This window comes from Catellatospora chokoriensis, from assembly GCF_011297315.1.
GTDB classification, from domain to species: Bacteria; Actinomycetota; Actinomycetes; order Mycobacteriales; family Micromonosporaceae; genus Catellatospora; species Catellatospora citrea.
The window spans coordinates 133,732-149,545 of the sequence record NZ_JAAOTI010000003.1; the positions used below are offsets into that span (position 1 = coordinate 133,732).

Genomic DNA, 15,814 nt, shown 5'->3' on the forward strand with positions numbered 1-15,814 from the left:
CGGGTGGGGCGCGGTCCCGGAAGGCCGACGGTCAGGCCGGGTCGAGGACGAAGACCGGGATCTCGCGGGTGACCTTCCGCTGGTAGTCGGCGTACATCGGGAACGCCTCGACGGCCCGGTCCCACCACACGCGACGCTCGTCGCCGGTGGCCAGGCGCGCGGTGTACGCCCGGCGGTCAGGTCCGTCCTGCAGCATGACCTCGGGATCGGCGACGATGTTGTGGTACCAGTCGGGATTGCTCGGCCGGCCGCCGACCGACGCCACGATGGCGTAGCTGCCGCCGTGCTCGACCCGCATCAGCGGCGTCTTGCGGATCTTCCCTGATTTCGCCCCGCGCATCGTCACCACGACGACGGGCTTGCCCATGATCGTGGTGCCCTTCGTGCCCCCACTCGCCTCGTAGGTCTCGACCTGCTTGACCGACATGTCCCAGGTCCCGGGCACGTATTCCCCCGTCAGCTCCATTCGTCACACTTTAGGGCGGAAGACAGCCGATCGCGCGGCCGGTGCCGGCCGCGCGATCGGTGTCCCGCCCTGGTGCTACAGGGCCTGGCGGACCTTGGCCGCGTACTCCGCGACCGTGTCCGCCCCGCCCCAGGCCTGGCCTAGCTCACCGGCCTCGGCCCCGAGCCCGAACATCACGGTGTCGGCCGCGCCCTGCAGCCAGAGCCCGTCGGTGTACGCCGCGAACAGCGGGGCCGCGGCCGGCACCGTGGTGGGCCGGACGACGGTGGCCCCGCCGCCGGGGGCCCAGCCGGAGAGGTTGTCGAGCACCGCGACCACCTTCGGGTTCGCGTTGGCCCCGGCCAGCGCCTCCGGGCTGACCGCCTTGTTCTTGAGCACCTGCACGAACACCTTGCCGTTGTGCACCTGCGCCGGGTTGCCGGCCACCACGCGGTCGACGGTGACCACCAGCGTGACGTAGGCGCCGTCCCAGCGTTGCGTGTACGCCGTGTTCGCGAACTGCAGGTCGATCCCCGTGGTCACGCCGGTCAGGGTGCCCTCGACGATCAGCTCGCCCGCGGCGACCGCGGCCGCCGGGGTGGCCAGCGGCGTGTAGTCCACGTCGACGCCCCTGGTCACCAGGGCCGCGAACGGCTCCGCGGAGTCCGGCGCGCGGTCACCGGCGCAACCTCCGGCGAACAGGCTCAGTGCCGCGGCCAGCGCCAGGGCCGGTACGGAATGGATCTTGCGCATGACTCTTCCTCTCCAGCTCAGTAGGCGGCGTTGATGTCGGCGATCTCGTCGGCGCAGTAGGTGCGCCACTGCAGGGTGGCGTCGGGCACCTGGCCCGACATCATCGCGCAGTCGGGGTCGTGGTCCAGGCCGACGCTGTGGCCGACCTCGTGCACCGCGGTCTTGCGCCGGTCCTCCCAGTCGAACGCGCCGACGTCGAGCTCGGCGTAGTCGAGGGTGAGGTCGGAGGAGGTGCAGATGCCGACCGGGCTCTCCAGCCAGCAGCTGCGGGTGCCCCGGATGCCCGCGGCGAGGTTCAGCTCCCACCACCACACGTCGGTCTCCATGAAGGAGCAGGTCGGCGGGTCGATCGGGAACAGGTCGTCCATGTCGGTGGTGTTGCCGAGCACCGCCATGGCGTACCCCCCGACCGAGGCGTCGGTGGTGAAGCCGCTGGTGTAGCAGTAGGTGTGCGTCGCGTTGTCGGCGAGCGTGCTGTCGCCGTTGTCGGGGAACGCGTACGCCGATCCGGGCGTGGCGAGCAGCAGGGCTGCCGCGCACGCCATGGCGAGTCCGGCGAGCGACCATCTGCTCCCCGGTCGCCGGCTGACGTTCTTTGCCATCTGACTTCCCTTCGTGGGATCGGTTGCCGACCACGGTCGCGAGGGGGTGTCAGCGCCGCGTCATGGCGCGGTCATGGCGGGTTTGCCGGAAGTGCGCACACGGTCGGACCGGCGGGCATAAAATGATCTCCATCTGCGCCGGTCGCTGCCCCGATCCGGGAGATGCGACAGCGGTCCGGCGGATCGAGTCACGGCACTGACCTCCGGCGCCGACCGGTTCCGGGAGGCGCGCGAGGAAGGCGGACCCGATGGCACCGTCACCCGACCCGGCACCCGACGCCGAACAGCTGATGCTGGGCGCCGTGCCCGGCGCGGCCGCGATGGGGCGCGGCCCGGTCCCGGACGGCGACTTCTCGCGGCACGAGTATCACCACCCGGCGGCGGGCTGGGGCGCGGCGCGCAGCGTCGGCAAGGTCCTGCTGCGCAGCCCGGAGCCCGTCGAGGGCGTTCGGGCGATCTTGACGATGAACCAGGAGGACGGCGGTTTCGACTGCCCCGGCTGTGCCTGGCCGGACGATCCGACCGGGCTGCGCCTGGACATCTGCGAGAACGGCGTCAAGCACGTCACCTGGGAGATGACCCCACCGCGGGCCGACCGGGAGTTCTTCGCCGCGCACCCGGTCGCCGAGCTGACGAACTGGACCGACTACGACCTGGAGGCCGTCGGCCGGCTCGCCGAGCCGATGACCTACGACCCGGACAGCGACCGCTACGTCCCGATCTCCTGGGAGGACGCGTTCGCCCTGGTCGGCAGCACCCTGCGGGGCCTGGGCAGCCCGGACGAGGCGGCGTTCTACACGTCCGGGCGGCTGAGCAACGAGGCCACGTTCCTCTACCAGCTGTGGGTGCGCGAGTTCGGCACGAACAACCTGCCGGACTGCTCGAACATGTGCCACGAGGCCAGCGGCCGGGCGCTGACCGCCGCCCTCGGCTCCGGCAAGGGCACCACCGACCTGGAGGACTGGGAGCAGGCCGACGCGATCTGGCTGATGGCCGACAACGCGGGCAGCAACGCGCCCCGCATGCTCACCTGGCTGGCCGAGGCCGACCGGCGCGGCGCGGCACTGGTGCACATCAACCCGCTGATCGAGGCGGCCTCGCGCCGCACCATCGTGCCGCACGAGTTCGCCGACATGGCCACCTTTCGCACCACCCGCACGGGCACCAGGAACGTCCAGGTCCGCATCGGCGGCGACCTGGCCCTGATGCGCGGGGTCGCCAAGGCCGTGTTCGACGCCGCCGAGAGCGATCCGGCCGTGCTCGACCGGGACTTCATCGACAGCCACACGGCCGGCTTCGAGGACTACCGCGCGGCCGTCGTGGCGACGTCGTGGGCCGACATCGTGCGTGACTCCGGCATCACCCAGTCGGACATCCGCTCGCTGGCCGAGTCGTACGTGAAGTCGCAGCGCGTCATCATCGCGTGGTGCCTCGGGCTGACCCAGCACGAGCACGGTGTGGACACGGTCCGCGAGCTCACCAACGTGCTGCTGCTGCGCGGCAACATCGGCCGCCCGGGGGCCGGGCCCGCGCCGGTGCGCGGGCACAGCAACGTGCAGGGCAACCGGACCTGCGGCATCGACCACCGGCCGACCGCGGCCTTCCTGGACAAGCTCGCCGAGGTGTGCGGCATCGACCCGCCGCGGGAGCACGGCCTGGGCACGGTGGCGGCGATCGAGGCCATGCGGCGCGGCGACGTGAAGGTGTTCGTCGCCCTCGGCGGCAACTTCGTGATGGCCGCTCCCGATCAGCCGCGGACCTTCGAAGCGCTGCGCAACTGCGATCTGACCGTGCAGGTGAGCACCAAGCTCAACCGCAGCCACCTGGTGCACGGGCGGCGCGCCCTGATCCTGCCCTGCCTCGGCCGGTCCGAGCGCGACGTGCAGGCCGCCGGGGCGCAGGGCATCACCGTCGAGGACTCGATGGCGATGGTGCACATCTCGTTCGGCATGAAGGATCCGGCCTCGCCGCACCTGCGCTCCGAGTGCTCGATCCTGGGCGGGATGGCCCAGGCCACCCTGCCGGACAGCCGCACGCCCTGGCAGGACTACGTCGACGACTACGACCGCATCCGCGACACCATGTCGCGGGTGCTGCCCGGCTTCGAGAACTTCAACGCCCGCGCGCGCCAGCCGCACGGGTTCCGGATCGCCCAGCCGGCCCGCGAGCGGGTGTTCCTGACGCCGTCGGGCAAGGCCGAGTTCTGGTCCGGGCCGCTGCCCGACGACGTCGACCCCGGCGAGGGCCGGCTGACGCTGACCACCGTGCGCTCGCACGACCAGTTCAACACGACCATCTACTCCAATGACGACCGCTACCGCGGCGTACGCGGCCTGCGCACCGTCATCTTCATGAATGAGGACGACATGCGCGCCCGCGGGCTGGCCGAGTTCGACCTGATCGACGTGACCAGCTTCTCCCGCGACGGCACGCAGCGCACCGTGTACGGGTACCGGGCGATCGCGCACTCGATCCCGCCCGGCAACGCGGCCGGCTACATGCCCGAGCTGAACGTGCTGTGCGGCCTGGCCGACATGAGCAGCCAGAGCGAGCAGCCGGTCACCAAACACCTCGTCGTCGAGGTGACCAAGCAGGCACGAGCCTGACCCGTCGGCGCGACCGCGTCACGGCTGGTGGGTGAACGCCCCCGGGTTGCGGGCGGTCCAGTCGAACAACGGCTGCAGCGCGTCCATCAGCTCGACGCCGCGGGCGGTGGGCGCGTACAGGATCTGCACCGGGGTGCTGGGGATGACCTGGCGCTCGATCAGGCCGTGGTGTTCCAGTTCACGCAGGCGCTGGGTGAGCACCCGGTCGGAGATGCCGTCGGCGAAGGCCCGGTAGTGCCCGAACCGCCGGGCGCCACGCCGGCCGGCGAGCATGATCATGCCCACCCAGCGGCGGCCCAGCAGCTCCAGGACCGGCTGGAAGCCGCGGCAGGCGGCGTCGCTGGCGTCATGGTGGTCGGGCACGTAAGCCGAGAGTTTCGTGGTCACTTACTCATAGTAAGCAGCTAACCGGAGTTTTGCCCACTCGCGACGACCCACGCCAAGCTGGGGATACGCGACGATCAAGAGCGTGCCGCGGGTCGGCGGCCACGCCGGCCGACCGGTTACGGGAAGAGAGACCACGACATGCACATCCAGGTCATCAACGGCACGACCCGCGAGGGACGGTTCAGCGAGCGGATCGCCCACTGGGTGCTCGACTTCGCCAAGCAGTACGACGGGGTCGAGTTCGAGCTGGTCGACCTGCGCGACCATCCGCTGCCGTTCTTCGACGGGACCGCACCCATGTGGACCCCGCGGCAGTACGCCAACGACGAGGTCGCGCGGTTCGGCCGCACCGTGGACCGCGCCGACGGCTACATCGTCCTGGCCGCCGAGTACAACCACGGCTACTCGGCGGTGCTGAAGAACGCCATGGACTGGACGTACGCCGAGTGGCACCGCAAGCCGGTCAGCTTCGTCGGCTGGGGCAGCGTCGGCGGCGCACGGGCGATCGAGCAGCTGCGCCAGGTCGCCGTCGAGTTCGAGATGGCGCCCCTGCGCCACGCCGTGCACATCGCGCCCGACCTCTACCTGCCCGCGCTCGAACAGCCCGACCCGACCGACACGGCCGTGTTCGCACCCGCCGAGCCGTTCCTGAAGCTGCTCACCGACGACCTGCTGTGGTGGGCCGGGGCGCTGCGTACCGCGCGGACGCGCGACGCCGCCTGACCCGGCCAGGCGGCCGGCGCCCGCCGACGGAGGCGGGCGTCGGCCGCGTCCGGGCACATGTGATCATTCACGCCGTGAACAGGCAGCGCAGCGCACCGGTCCGCATCATCGCAGCGGTCGGCCTGCTGGCCCTGGGCTGCGCGACGTGGGTCGTCGTCCGTTCCGCCGGGGCTGCCGAGAATCCTGACGCCGAGCGCGTCGTGCGGTCCTACCTCGATGCGCTGATCGCCGGCGACCACGCGACCGCGTACGGCCTGATCTGCACCGACGAGACCGGCGTCGAGCGTGCCGAGTTCGAGCGCGCGGCACGGCGGGACCCGGTCCGCTCGTACGAGATCGGATCCTCGGTCGCCTGGTCGTCGCCGGTCGACGGGAGCGGCCGCGAGTATCGGGTCACGGTCACCGCAGCGACCGGCGCGCGGGCCGCCCAGCGGATCCGCACGCAGGGCGGCAGCTGCGTCCAGTACGACAACATCAGCGCCGGGTGAGCCGGCCCTTGACCTGAACCGAGCTTGAACTTCTAGGTTGCCTCCAGGGCCGTGGCGCACGACGGCGCCGCCCGCTCAAGGAGGTTCACGTGACCGAGCAGACCACCCGCGCCGAGATCCCCGACCGCTACCGCTATGCCGTGATCCCGCACATCATGGTCGACGACGCGGCCGCGGCGATCGATTTCTACCGGCGGGCGTTCGGCGCCCGCGAGGACATCAGGATCGACGCGCCGGGCGGCGGCATCCTGCACGCCGAGATCAGCATCGGACGGTCGGTGCTGATGCTGGGTGACGCGAGCGTGGACGAGGCCGAAGCCGGCTCCTTCGCCGCGCCGACGTCGCTCGGCGGCGGCACGACCGTCACGCTGCACGTCTACGTGCCGGACGTGGACAGCCTGGCCGAGCGGGCCGAGGCCGCGGGCGCCGAGATCCTCCAGCGGCCGAAGGACATGTTCCACGGTGACCGCACCGTCATCCTCAAAGACCCCGCGGGCCACATCTGGGTGTTCCTCACCCACCTCGAGGACGTTTCCGAGGAGGAGCTGCACCGCCGCCTCAGTCGAGGGTGATCTTCCCCGCGGCGACCGTGATCGTCTTCGGTGCGAGCGGCAGGGTCGCCGGGCCCTTCAGCACCGACCCGTCGACCGCCGAATACCTGCTGCCGTGGCACGGGCAGATGATCTGGTCGTTCTCGACCGAGCCGACCTGGCACTGCTTGTGCGTGCAGATCGACGTGAACGCCTTGAACGAGCCCGCCACGGGCTGGGTGACGACGACCTGCTCGGTCGTGTACACCTTCCCGCTGTGCACCGCGACGTCAGCCGACGGTCCCAGCACCACCGGTCCGGTCGGCGGCGCGGCCGGCGATTGCGGCGCGGAACCACCGGGCTCCCCCGACGATCCGCAGGCTCCGACCAAGCTGATCGCGCTCACTGCGGTGCCGGTGAGCACCACTCGTCGCGTCGTTCCCATCGCACACCCCCGCCGACAGCAGACTCCCCCAGCCTAGTGCCGCGAATAGTCGCAAACGCCCAGTTCACCGGCCTGGATCCGCCCCCCGGGACGCGGCCAGGCGGACAGCCCGTGGTGCGCCCCGACTGACCAACCGCGACCGAGCGCCCACGTCACCTACATTGCGTAGGATCGTTTCGGCGGGGAACTCGTTGTCCGATACGTGGTGGGCAGACAACGACGTACGGCGCCCCGCTGGGCGCGCTGGAGCGTGCTCGCAGGCACGGCCCTGATGCTGTTCGCCGGGACGGCGCTGGTCGCCGTGGACCGGGTGGTCGCCCGCTACGAGAACGCGGTGCACCACGCGGACCTGTTCGGCGACCAGGGCGACGGCTCGGACGCCCCGGTCCCGGTCCGACACGACGACGTCAAGGGACCGCTCAACATCCTGCTGGCGGGCATCGACCCGCGCAACGACGACCCGTTCTGGATCCCCCGCGCGGACTCGATCCTGGTCATGCACATCCCGGCCGGGTTGGACCGCGGCTACCTGTTCTCCCTGCCGAGGGACCTGCTCGTCACGATCCCGCCGTTTGCGAAGTCCGGCTACGGCGGCAACCCGTCGGACAAGCTCGCCCACGCCATGTTCTTCGGCGCGCAGACGCCGGGCAGCCGCCGCGCCGACAACGCGCAGGGCTTCGAGCTGCTCGCCGCGACCGTCAGCCGGTACACCGGGATCGCCCGGTTCGATGCCGGCGCCATCATCGACTTCAGCGGGTTCAAGGACGTCATCGACGCCCTGGGCGGCGTCGACATGGTCGTCGACCAGCGGGTCGCCTCGATCCACCGCGAGCCCGACGGCGATCCGCGCGACCACGGCAAGAGCAGCACCGGCTACGTCGGCCCGCAGATGGTGTACGAACCCGGGCGGCGGCACTTCAGCGGCTGGCAGGCCCTCGACTACGCCCGCCAGCGCTACATCCCCGGCGGCGACTACGCCCGCCAGCGGCACCAGCAGCAGATGGTCCGCGCGATGCTCGCCAAGGGGTTCAGCGCAGACCTGCTGGCCGACCCGTTGCGCCTGGACAAGGTGCTGCGCGCGGCAGGCAGTTCGCTGACCTTCAGCGGACGCGGCCGCAGCCTCGTCGACTGGGCGTTCGCGCTGAGCGACCTCCGCCCGGACCAGATCGCCATGGTCAAGCTGTCCGGCGGCGGTGTCGGCCGCTGGGTCGAGGACAAGAGCAAGAAGGCCGACGACAAGCCCGACGTCAAACCGTCGGGCCCGGTCGACGCGAGCCCGGACCCGAAGAAGTCGGAGAAGCCGGCGAAGCCCAAGCTGAAGTACGAGTACCTCGGCGAGCAGTTGGACGCCCCGGCACGCCGGTTTCTCGCCTCGGTCGCCGCGGGCTCGGTCGAGAACTTTCTCGCCCTGCACCCCGAGCTGCTCAACAAGTGATCCGCCCGCCTGGTCGGCGGATCGGCGGCTATCGTCAGGCGGATGCGGCTCAGGGTGCTCGGTGCGTGCGGCGCATGGCCGCAGGCGGGCCAGGCCTGCAGCGGCTACCTCCTGGAGCACGACGGGTTCCGGCTGGTCGTGGACCTCGGCTACGCGACCGTGCCCCAACTGCTGCGGCATGTCTGCGCCGAGCAGGTCGACGCGGTGTTCGTCAGCCACGGACACCCCGATCACTGCGCCGACCTGAATCCGCTGCTGCGTGCCCGCGCGCTGCGGGACGATCCGCCGCCGCCGCTGCCGGTGTACGCGCTGCCGGGGGCGTTGGACGCGGTGCTGGCCCTGGACCGGCCGGGGATGCTGGCCGGGGCCTACGAACTGCGCGAGGTCACCGATGGGGGCGCGTTCGACGTCGGGCCGTTTCGCGCGTCGACTCGGCTGCTGCCGCACTCGGTGCCGAACGCCGGTGTGCGGCTGACGGCGGGTGGCCGGACACTCGTGTACACCGGCGACAGCGGTCCGAGCCCCGACGTCGTGGAGCTGGCGCGCGGGGCCGACGTGCTGCTGGCCGAGGCCACCCACGTGGACGAGGTGCCGGAGGGCTCACGCCGTCACCTGTCGAGCGCGCGCCAGGCGGGTCGGCAGGCCGCGGCCGCCGATGTCGGCCGGCTGGTGCTGACCCACCTGTGGCCGGGCACGGATCCGGCGGCGGCACGGGCGGCGGCCGGTGCGGGATACGACGGCGAGGTGGCCGTCGCCACCACCGATCTGGTGCTGGACCTGCGATGACCGTCACCGAGCCGGCGAAGGGCCGAGACTCTTCGCCATGATCTGCTCCCGGCGCACGCCGTCCGGCATCAGGTCGCCGAGTTCCGCGGTGAGACGGAAGCCGTTGCGGCGGTACAGGGCGGCGGCCGCCTCGTTGCCTTCCGCCACGGCCAGCTTCAATACGCCCGCGCCCGCCTGCTCGGCCCACCGCTCCACCGCCGCCAGCAGGTCGCCCGCCACGCCTCGGCCGCGAGCCGCGGGATCCACCCACACCGAGATCAGCTCCACCACACCGCGGTCGTCGGTCGGCACACCGCTGGCCATGGCCACCGGGCGGCCTTCGAGCACCGCCACGAGGTTGTAGGAGCCGGGGATCTCCAGCCGTGCCCGCCACCGCTCGCTGCGATCGCCCTCGCCCTGCCAGTCCGCCAGGCGGGATCCGAAGGCGTCGGGCGCTTCCGCCAAGGCGGCGAGCCGTAACTCCCGCCAGATCGGCCAGTCATCCGAGGTCAGCACACGCATTTCGATCATGACGAGCAGAATGCCGCCGACGGCGCGGGGCCGCCACCGCTTTTGGCGTACCACGCGACACACCTGCCAGTCGACATGATCCGGAAGTACTCCAAAACTTTCGGACTCGACCGTCTCATGAGGTGTGTGACGTTTAGGTTTCCCATGGCCATCGTGGCATTCGGCCGTTTTCAACCTGGCCCGATGTGGCCATCAGAGTCGACGCTCGCCAACTGGCCATCCGATAGTTTCCGGAAGTCGTTGACAGTCCGAAGTTATCGAGCAAATACTTTCGCCATCGACGAGGCTCGACATCGTCGATCCGGGTCACCCGAGCCGCTCCACCGGGCGTCGCGCGCACGACGACCGTCCTGCCCGCCGGCTTCTCCCGAGGAGGAAGCACCCCCATGATCGACGCACCCGCCCCACCGACCCGTCGCCGCCGCGCCAGGCTGCTGCTCGGCGCCGCCTGCATCGCGGCGATGGTCGCGGCCAGCACGATGCTGCCCGGCGCCGCCAGCGCGGCCGTGACCTCGAACCAGACGGGCACCAACAACGGCTACTTCTACTCGTTCTGGACCGACAGCTCCGGCACGGTCTCCATGGAGCTGGGATCCGGCGGCAACTACAGCACCTCGTGGCGCAACACCGGCAACTTCGTCGCCGGCAAGGGCTGGAGCACCGGCGGACGCCGGTCCGTCACCTACTCCGGCAGCTTCAACCCGTCCGGCAACGCCTACCTGACGCTCTACGGCTGGACGACGAACCCGCTCGTCGAGTACTACATCGTCGACAACTGGGGCACCTACCGGCCCACCGGCACCTACAAGGGCACGGTCACCAGCGACGGCGGCACGTACGACATCTACCAGACGACGCGGTACAACGCCCCCTCCATCGAAGGCACCAGGACCTTCAACCAGTACTGGAGTGTGCGGCAGCAGAAGAAGACCGGCGGGACCATCACCTCCGGCAATCACTTCGACGCCTGGGCGAGCAAGGGCATGAGCCTCGGCAACCACAACTACATGATCCTGGCCACGGAGGGCTACCAGAGCAGCGGCAGCTCCAACATCACGCTGGGCTCCGGTGGCGGTGGCGGCGGCGGTGGAGGCGGCGGTGGTGGCGGTGGCGGCGGCTGCACCGCGACGCTGTCCGCGGGCCAGCAGTGGAGCGACCGGTACAACCTCAACGTCTCGGTCAGCGGCGCGACCAACTGGACCGTGACCATGAACGTGCCCTCCCCCGCCAAGGTCCTCGCCACCTGGAACATCAGCGCGAGCTACCCGACGGCCCAGCAGCTGGTCGCCAGACCCAACGGCAGCGGCAACAACTGGGGCGTGACCATCCAGCACAACGGGAACTACACCTGGCCGACCGTCTCCTGCAGCGCCGGCTGACCCCGATCCCCCGACACCGCACCGGCGGCGCGGCGGCCCACGGCAGCCGCGCCGCCGGTGGGCGTGCCCGTGGTGTGGTCAGCTCGTCCGCAGCCGGGCGACCAGCTCCCCGGCGCGGCGCCACCAGTACTCGTACCGGCCGGGGAACAGGTCGTTCAACGTGTTCAGTCGCTCGAACGCCTCGGCCGCATAAGCCGGGTCGTCCTCGGCGTCGCCGATGAGCAGGCAGGCGTTGGCCAGGGAGCCCGCCACCAGCATCGGCGCCTGCTCGGCGTACTCGCGCAGGATGGGTTCGGCCAGGCGCGCGGACCTCGCCGCGTCCGCCCGGCGTCCCTGCGCGAGCAGCACCTCGGCCTCGGTGGACAGCGGCATCGCCCAGCGCCGGCGCTGCGCCGCCGTCACCGGCTCACCGTCGAGCGCCCGCAGCACGTCCATCGCCTCACCGACCGCGACGAGCGCCTCGTCGAGGCGTCGGGTGCGGGTCAGCGTGCTCGCGTGGTTGGTCAGCGCGGTGGCGAGCAGCTGTCGCGCGGGCCGGTCGGTCTCGGTGCGGGCGAGCGCGATCGCCTCCGTCTCGGCGGCCTCGGCGTCGGCGAAGCGGCCGAGCAGGGTCAGCGACGTGCCCCGCAACACGAGCAGCTCGATCTCGATCTCGCGGTGGCTGCCGGGGGCGGTGGCCCGCAGCACGTCGAGGGCCTGGGCCAGCGGAGTGAGGGACTCGGCGGTCCGGCCCAGGTCGGCCAGCGCCGCGCCCCGGTTGAGCAGGAGCGGCACGCGTCCCACCGCGGACAGCACCTCCGGCGCGGTCTGCTCCAGCTCGGTGAACAGGTCCAGGGCCTGCTCCACCGCCGCGAGGCTCTCCGCGGCGTGGCCGAGCTGGCGCAGCACGAAGCTGCGCAGGGACATGAGTTCGGCGCCCAGCACGTGCACCAGCTCCGACCCCTGGACGGCCGGCGAGCGCCAGGCGGCCTCCGCCGCGTCGAGCACGGTCAGCGCGGCCGGCCGATCCGGCTCCTGCTGCACGGCCAGCCAGCGCGCCATGAACAGGCGGACCCAGACCAGCATGGTCGCGCCGTCGTCGCCCTCCAGCGCGTACTGTGCCTCGAGCTCGCGGGCGAGACGGAGCGCGCCGGCGTGGTCGCCGAGGCTCGCGAGCCGCTGGGCCGAGGTGAGTGGATCCTGTTGCACCCGCCCAGCGTCCCACACCATGATCGCGGAGGACGTTGCGCGCCCTCATACCTAGAACTAGTATGCATAGCAGTTCTAGGTATAGGCGGTGTCCTCGTGCACATCACGAAAGATCTCGTCGCGGCCTCGGCTACCCCCCTCGTGCTGGGCATCCTGGCCGAGGGCGAGAGCTATGGCTACGCGATCCTCAAACAGGTCAACGAACTGTCCGGCGGCCACCTCGAGTGGACCGACGGCCTGCTCTACCCGCTGCTGCACCGGCTGGAACGGCTGGGTCACGTCGAGTCGACGTGGCAGACCCCGGCGGAGGGGCGGCGCCGCAAGTACTACCGCATCACCGACCAAGGCCTGAAGGAGCTGGCTGAGCAGCGCCGCCAGTGGGCCGCGGTCGTCGACACCCTGCGCGGGGTGTGGAACGCCGGGGCGTCGCTGCGCCCGATCCCCGCACCCGCGTGGGGCGTGACCGGATGACCGTCGACAGCAACAGCGACCTCGAGAAGCAGATCGCCGAGTGGCGCGCCTACATGCGCCGACGGCGCGAGCTGCACCAGCCCGACGCCGAGGAGCTGGAGGACCACCTGCGCGACCGGATCGCCGAGCTCACGGCGGCGGGCCTGCACAGCGACGAGGCGTTCCTCATCGCCGTCAAGCGCATGGGCAGCCTCGACGAGCTGTCCCGCGAGTTCGCCCGGGAGCACTCCGAGCGGCTCTGGAAGCAGCTGGTGCTGACCGGCGACGGCGACGGCACGCCGACCTCCCGTACGCGGCGCGAGCTGCCCACCATGATCGCCTTCGCGGTGGCCGCGGCGGTGGCGTTCAAGGTGCCCGCCCTGTTCGGCGTCGACTTCACCGACGACAACAACGGCGGCTTCTACCTGCGTAACTTCGGCCTGTTCGCGCTGGCCCCGCTGGCGGCCTACTTCGCGTGGCGGCGACGGGTGAGCCCCGGCGTCATCGGGGTGCTGGTCGCGCTGTTCGCCCTCGGGGCGGTGGCGGCCAACGCGTACCCGATGTCCATGGACTCGCAGACCATCGTGCTCACCATGATCCACCTGCCGATCGCGCTGTGGCTGGTGGTCGGTGTCGCCTACACCGGCGGCGAGTGGCGGTCCGACCGGCGGCGGATGGACTTCATCCGGTTCACCGGCGAATGGTTCATCTACTTCGTGCTCATCGCCCTCGGCGGCGGTGTGCTGACCGCGTTCACCGTCGGCACCTTCTCGGCCATCGGCGTGAACGCGGAGACGTTCGTCGGGCAGTGGCTGGTGCCCTGCGGCGCCATGGCCGGGGTCGTGGTCGCGGCCTGGCTCGTGGAGGCCAAGCAGAGCGTCGTGGAGAACATGGCGCCGGTGCTGACCCGGGTGTTCACCCCGCTGTTCACGGTCACCCTGCTGGTCCTGCTCGGCGCGATCGTCTGGACCAGCAACGGCATCGACGTCGAGCGCGACGTGCTGATCATCTTCGACCTGCTGCTGGTCGTGGTGCTCGGCCTGCTGCTGTACGCCATCTCGGCCCGCGACCCCGCGGCCAAGCCCGGCGTCTTCGACAAGCTGCAGCTCGCCCTCGTGGTCACCGCGCTCGTCATCGACGTGCTGGTGCTGGCGGCGATCACCGGCCGGATCACCGAGTTCGGGTTCACCGCCAACAAGACGGCCGCACTCGGCGAGAACCTCGTCCTGCTGGCCAACCTGTCCTGGTCGGCGTGGCTGTTCCTCGGCTTCGTCCGCGGCCGGCTGCCCTTCGGCAAGATGGAGCACTGGCAGACCCGCTACCTCGTGGTGTACGCGGCCTGGGCCTGGATCGTCGTGCTGGCGTTCCCACCCCTGTTCGACTTCGCCTGACCGCGGGGTCACCGAGGAACGTGCGATGGCGCGGCTGATCCCAGCCGCGCCATCGCACGTCGCCTACCCGAGCGAGTCGTAGGCGTACCACGCGGACGCGTCGAGCACCTGCGCGGGCGTCAGCGGGTCGCCGAGCAACGTGACCATCGTGTCGTTCAGGCCCTGCCCGCTCGGCACCTGCTCGTCGCCGTCGCCCGGGGAGTAGCTGCGCCCGCGACGGGTCAGCCACGCCTCCCACAACCGGTCCACGTTGCAGTGGTTGAGGTAGAACAGCGGATCGTTGGGCGAGGTGCCCGGGCCCATGTCACCGCCGACCCACACGTGCACCCGGTTGTGCATCTGCGGGCTGCCCGCCTGGCCCACCCGGCGCGGGTCGAGCCAGCCCTCCACCCGGTTGCGGAACCCGTCGGAGCTCACGTCCCACGGCGCGCTGTCGTAGGCCAGCCCGTCCTCCAGGACCCACTTGGCGTCATCGGCGACGGGCAGGCCGGGCACGTCCGTGTCGGTGCCGGCGTTGCGCTGCAGCGGGCGCGGCGCGACCGACCACAGCTGCGTGCCGTAGCCCATCAGCCGCACCCGCATCGCGGCCAGCGGGCCGCTGACCACGTCACCTCGCGCGTCGCCCAGCGCCGCCGCGCCCCACAGCGAACTGGTGTGCTGCTGGTCGGCGGGCAGGCCGCCGTCGACCGTCCAGTCCCAGTACGGCAGACCGGCCTCCGGATCGCCGGTGACCCGCTGGATCTGCTGCTCCAGGCGCAGCAGGAACATCCGGTGCCAGGGCAGGAAGATCGGCCCGCCGTGGGCGAGGTTGCGCATCGGGCGGGTCGGGCTGCTGGGCATCTGCATCGCCACGAAGTGCCACAGCACGAACAGGTCCCAGGTGGTCAGCTGCTGGTCCACGCCGTACAGGCGGAAACCCGGAACCGACGGCGACAGCAGCTGGTTGAGCTGCGAGGTCGTGTAGCCGGACTGTTCGGCGTTGAGCGCGACGACACCGGCGAGGAACCGCTCGCGCGCGGTGTCGGAGTTCTGGATGTCAGCGCGGACGGCGGTCACTGGTGACCCTCCCCCTGGTGCTGGTGCTGGCCGTGGTCGTGGGACTGCTGCGGCTGCGCCGGGACGGGTGCCGCCGGTTGCGGCTGCTCACCGTGCTCGTGGTCGGTGCCGTGCTGGTGGTCGGTGCCGTGCTCGTGGTCCTTGTCGTCCACGCAGCAGGTGGTGCCGTTGCCGCAGTGCTCGCCGTGCTCGCCGAGCAGGCAGCCGAGCTCGTCGACGGCCGGCGGCTCGGTGCCGAAGTAGTCCAGCACCCGCTTGCACATGTCGATCGCCGACGGCAGCGCGTACTGCGGCAGCCCGTGATAGTGCACCGCGCCGTTGTCGAGGACCTCAAGGCCGCCCTCCAGCGGCTTGCCATCAATCGTGATCTTGTATGTGGTCTCGATCCGGATCTCCCGCCCGCGGTGCACCGCGGTGCGCACCGACGTCGACACGCCGTCCGTGCCGTGCGCGTGCCCGTGACCGGCCACCGACGGATCGGGCATCCCGTAACCGCCGGCCTGCAACGCGGCCGTGAACCCGGCCGGCGCCGGGCCGTCGTCCTTTGTGAAACTCACTGTTCCTCCACCGTGCTACCGCAACGCCCGGGGCAACACCGCCGCAGGCCAACGCACTGTGGCACCCGGACAGAGCCCCCACA

General features: G+C 71.0%; 18 protein-coding genes. 9 read left to right on the top strand and 9 right to left on the bottom strand.

Annotation, left to right across the window (positions count from 1 at the left end; all coding sequences use genetic code 11):
- Positions 1–31 precede the first annotated feature (31 nt).
- From HAV39_RS05600 to HAV39_RS05610, 3 genes are all read right to left on the bottom strand, one after another.
- Positions 32–466 carry a nitroreductase family deazaflavin-dependent oxidoreductase gene (locus HAV39_RS05600; protein ID WP_191838107.1) on the bottom strand — a complete coding sequence of 145 codons (435 nt, stop codon included), beginning with the start codon at positions 464–466 and terminating at the stop codon, positions 32–34.
- A 75-nt stretch (positions 467–541) separates the two neighbouring features.
- Positions 542–1,198, bottom strand: a complete 657-nt coding sequence (locus tag HAV39_RS05605; RefSeq protein ID WP_191838108.1) for a hypothetical protein — start codon at positions 1,196–1,198, stop codon at positions 542–544.
- Between the two features lie 17 nt (positions 1,199–1,215).
- A complete protein-coding gene (locus HAV39_RS05610) occupies positions 1,216–1,800 on the bottom strand; it encodes a hypothetical protein (RefSeq protein WP_191838109.1) in 585 nt (194 codons plus the stop codon).
- A 248-nt stretch (positions 1,801–2,048) separates the two neighbouring features.
- Here HAV39_RS05610 and HAV39_RS05615 point away from each other — a divergent pair, with 248 nt between their 5' ends.
- Positions 2,049–4,406 carry an FdhF/YdeP family oxidoreductase gene (locus HAV39_RS05615; protein WP_203736623.1) on the top strand — a complete coding sequence of 786 codons (2,358 nt, stop codon included), beginning with the start codon at positions 2,049–2,051 and terminating at the stop codon, positions 4,404–4,406.
- Between the two features lie 18 nt (positions 4,407–4,424).
- On the opposite strand, the gene HAV39_RS05620 is transcribed toward HAV39_RS05615, so the two are convergent.
- Entirely contained in the window at positions 4,425–4,793 is a 369-nt protein-coding gene (locus HAV39_RS05620; RefSeq protein ID WP_203736622.1) for a winged helix-turn-helix transcriptional regulator, read from the bottom strand.
- Positions 4,794–4,931: 138 nt separating this feature from the next.
- On the opposite strand from HAV39_RS05620, the gene HAV39_RS05625 reads away from it, so the two are divergent.
- The 3 genes from HAV39_RS05625 to HAV39_RS05635 all read left to right on the top strand — a co-directional run bounded on the left by HAV39_RS05625 (position 4,932) and on the right by HAV39_RS05635 (position 6,576).
- Positions 4,932–5,516, top strand: a complete 585-nt coding sequence (locus HAV39_RS05625) for an NADPH-dependent FMN reductase (RefSeq protein WP_191838110.1) — start codon at positions 4,932–4,934, stop codon at positions 5,514–5,516.
- A gap of 74 nt (positions 5,517–5,590) precedes the next feature.
- Positions 5,591–6,004 (top strand): hypothetical protein, encoded by a 414-nt coding sequence (locus HAV39_RS05630; RefSeq protein ID WP_191838111.1) that lies wholly within the window; start codon positions 5,591–5,593, stop codon positions 6,002–6,004.
- Positions 6,005–6,093: 89 nt separating this feature from the next.
- Entirely contained in the window at positions 6,094–6,576 is a 483-nt protein-coding gene (locus HAV39_RS05635; RefSeq protein ID WP_191838112.1) for a VOC family protein, read from the top strand.
- On the opposite strand, the gene HAV39_RS05640 is transcribed toward HAV39_RS05635, so the two are convergent.
- Positions 6,563–6,979 carry a Rieske (2Fe-2S) protein gene (locus HAV39_RS05640; protein ID WP_191838113.1) on the bottom strand — a complete coding sequence of 139 codons (417 nt, stop codon included), beginning with the start codon at positions 6,977–6,979 and terminating at the stop codon, positions 6,563–6,565. The genes HAV39_RS05635 and HAV39_RS05640 overlap by 14 nt on opposite strands.
- A 205-nt stretch (positions 6,980–7,184) precedes the next feature.
- On the opposite strand from HAV39_RS05640, the gene HAV39_RS05645 reads away from it, so the two are divergent.
- Together HAV39_RS05645 and HAV39_RS05650 are read left to right on the top strand one after the other, a co-directional pair.
- Positions 7,185–8,414: an LCP family protein gene (locus HAV39_RS05645; RefSeq protein ID WP_191838114.1), complete on the top strand. Its 1,230-nt coding sequence runs from the start codon at positions 7,185–7,187 to the stop codon at positions 8,412–8,414.
- A 42-nt stretch (positions 8,415–8,456) separates the two neighbouring features.
- On the top strand, positions 8,457–9,200 hold the full coding sequence (locus HAV39_RS05650; protein ID WP_191838115.1) for an MBL fold metallo-hydrolase: 744 nt from the start codon (positions 8,457–8,459) through the stop codon (positions 9,198–9,200).
- Between the two features lie 3 nt (positions 9,201–9,203).
- Here HAV39_RS05650 and HAV39_RS05655 read toward each other — a convergent pair whose 3' ends face one another.
- Complete coding sequence (locus tag HAV39_RS05655; RefSeq protein WP_191838116.1) at positions 9,204–9,710, bottom strand: GNAT family N-acetyltransferase; 507 nt, start codon at positions 9,708–9,710, stop codon at positions 9,204–9,206.
- A 386-nt stretch (positions 9,711–10,096) separates the two neighbouring features.
- Here HAV39_RS05655 and HAV39_RS05660 point away from each other — a divergent pair, with 386 nt between their 5' ends.
- A complete protein-coding gene (locus HAV39_RS05660; protein WP_191838117.1) occupies positions 10,097–11,089 on the top strand; it encodes a glycoside hydrolase family 11 protein in 993 nt (330 codons plus the stop codon).
- A gap of 78 nt (positions 11,090–11,167) precedes the next feature.
- Here HAV39_RS05660 and HAV39_RS05665 read toward each other — a convergent pair whose 3' ends face one another.
- Positions 11,168–12,277 (bottom strand): tetratricopeptide repeat protein, encoded by a 1,110-nt coding sequence (locus tag HAV39_RS05665; RefSeq protein ID WP_191838118.1) that lies wholly within the window; start codon positions 12,275–12,277, stop codon positions 11,168–11,170.
- Between the two features lie 96 nt (positions 12,278–12,373).
- On the opposite strand from HAV39_RS05665, the gene HAV39_RS05670 reads away from it, so the two are divergent.
- Both HAV39_RS05670 and HAV39_RS05675 read left to right on the top strand, forming a co-directional pair.
- Positions 12,374–12,748: a PadR family transcriptional regulator gene (locus HAV39_RS05670; RefSeq protein WP_191838119.1), complete on the top strand. Its 375-nt coding sequence runs from the start codon at positions 12,374–12,376 to the stop codon at positions 12,746–12,748.
- Positions 12,745–14,118, top strand: a complete 1,374-nt coding sequence (locus HAV39_RS05675; protein WP_191838120.1) for a permease prefix domain 1-containing protein — start codon at positions 12,745–12,747, stop codon at positions 14,116–14,118. Before HAV39_RS05670 ends, HAV39_RS05675 begins: the two co-directional genes overlap by 4 nt.
- 63 nt (positions 14,119–14,181) lie before the next feature.
- On the opposite strand, the gene HAV39_RS05680 is transcribed toward HAV39_RS05675, so the two are convergent.
- Entirely contained in the window at positions 14,182–15,174 is a 993-nt protein-coding gene (locus HAV39_RS05680) for a tyrosinase family protein (protein ID WP_191838121.1), read from the bottom strand.
- Positions 15,171–15,731, bottom strand: a complete 561-nt coding sequence (locus HAV39_RS05685; RefSeq protein ID WP_191838122.1) for a hypothetical protein — start codon at positions 15,729–15,731, stop codon at positions 15,171–15,173. The genes HAV39_RS05680 and HAV39_RS05685 overlap by 4 nt, the downstream gene beginning before the upstream one ends.
- Positions 15,732–15,814 lie beyond the last annotated feature (83 nt).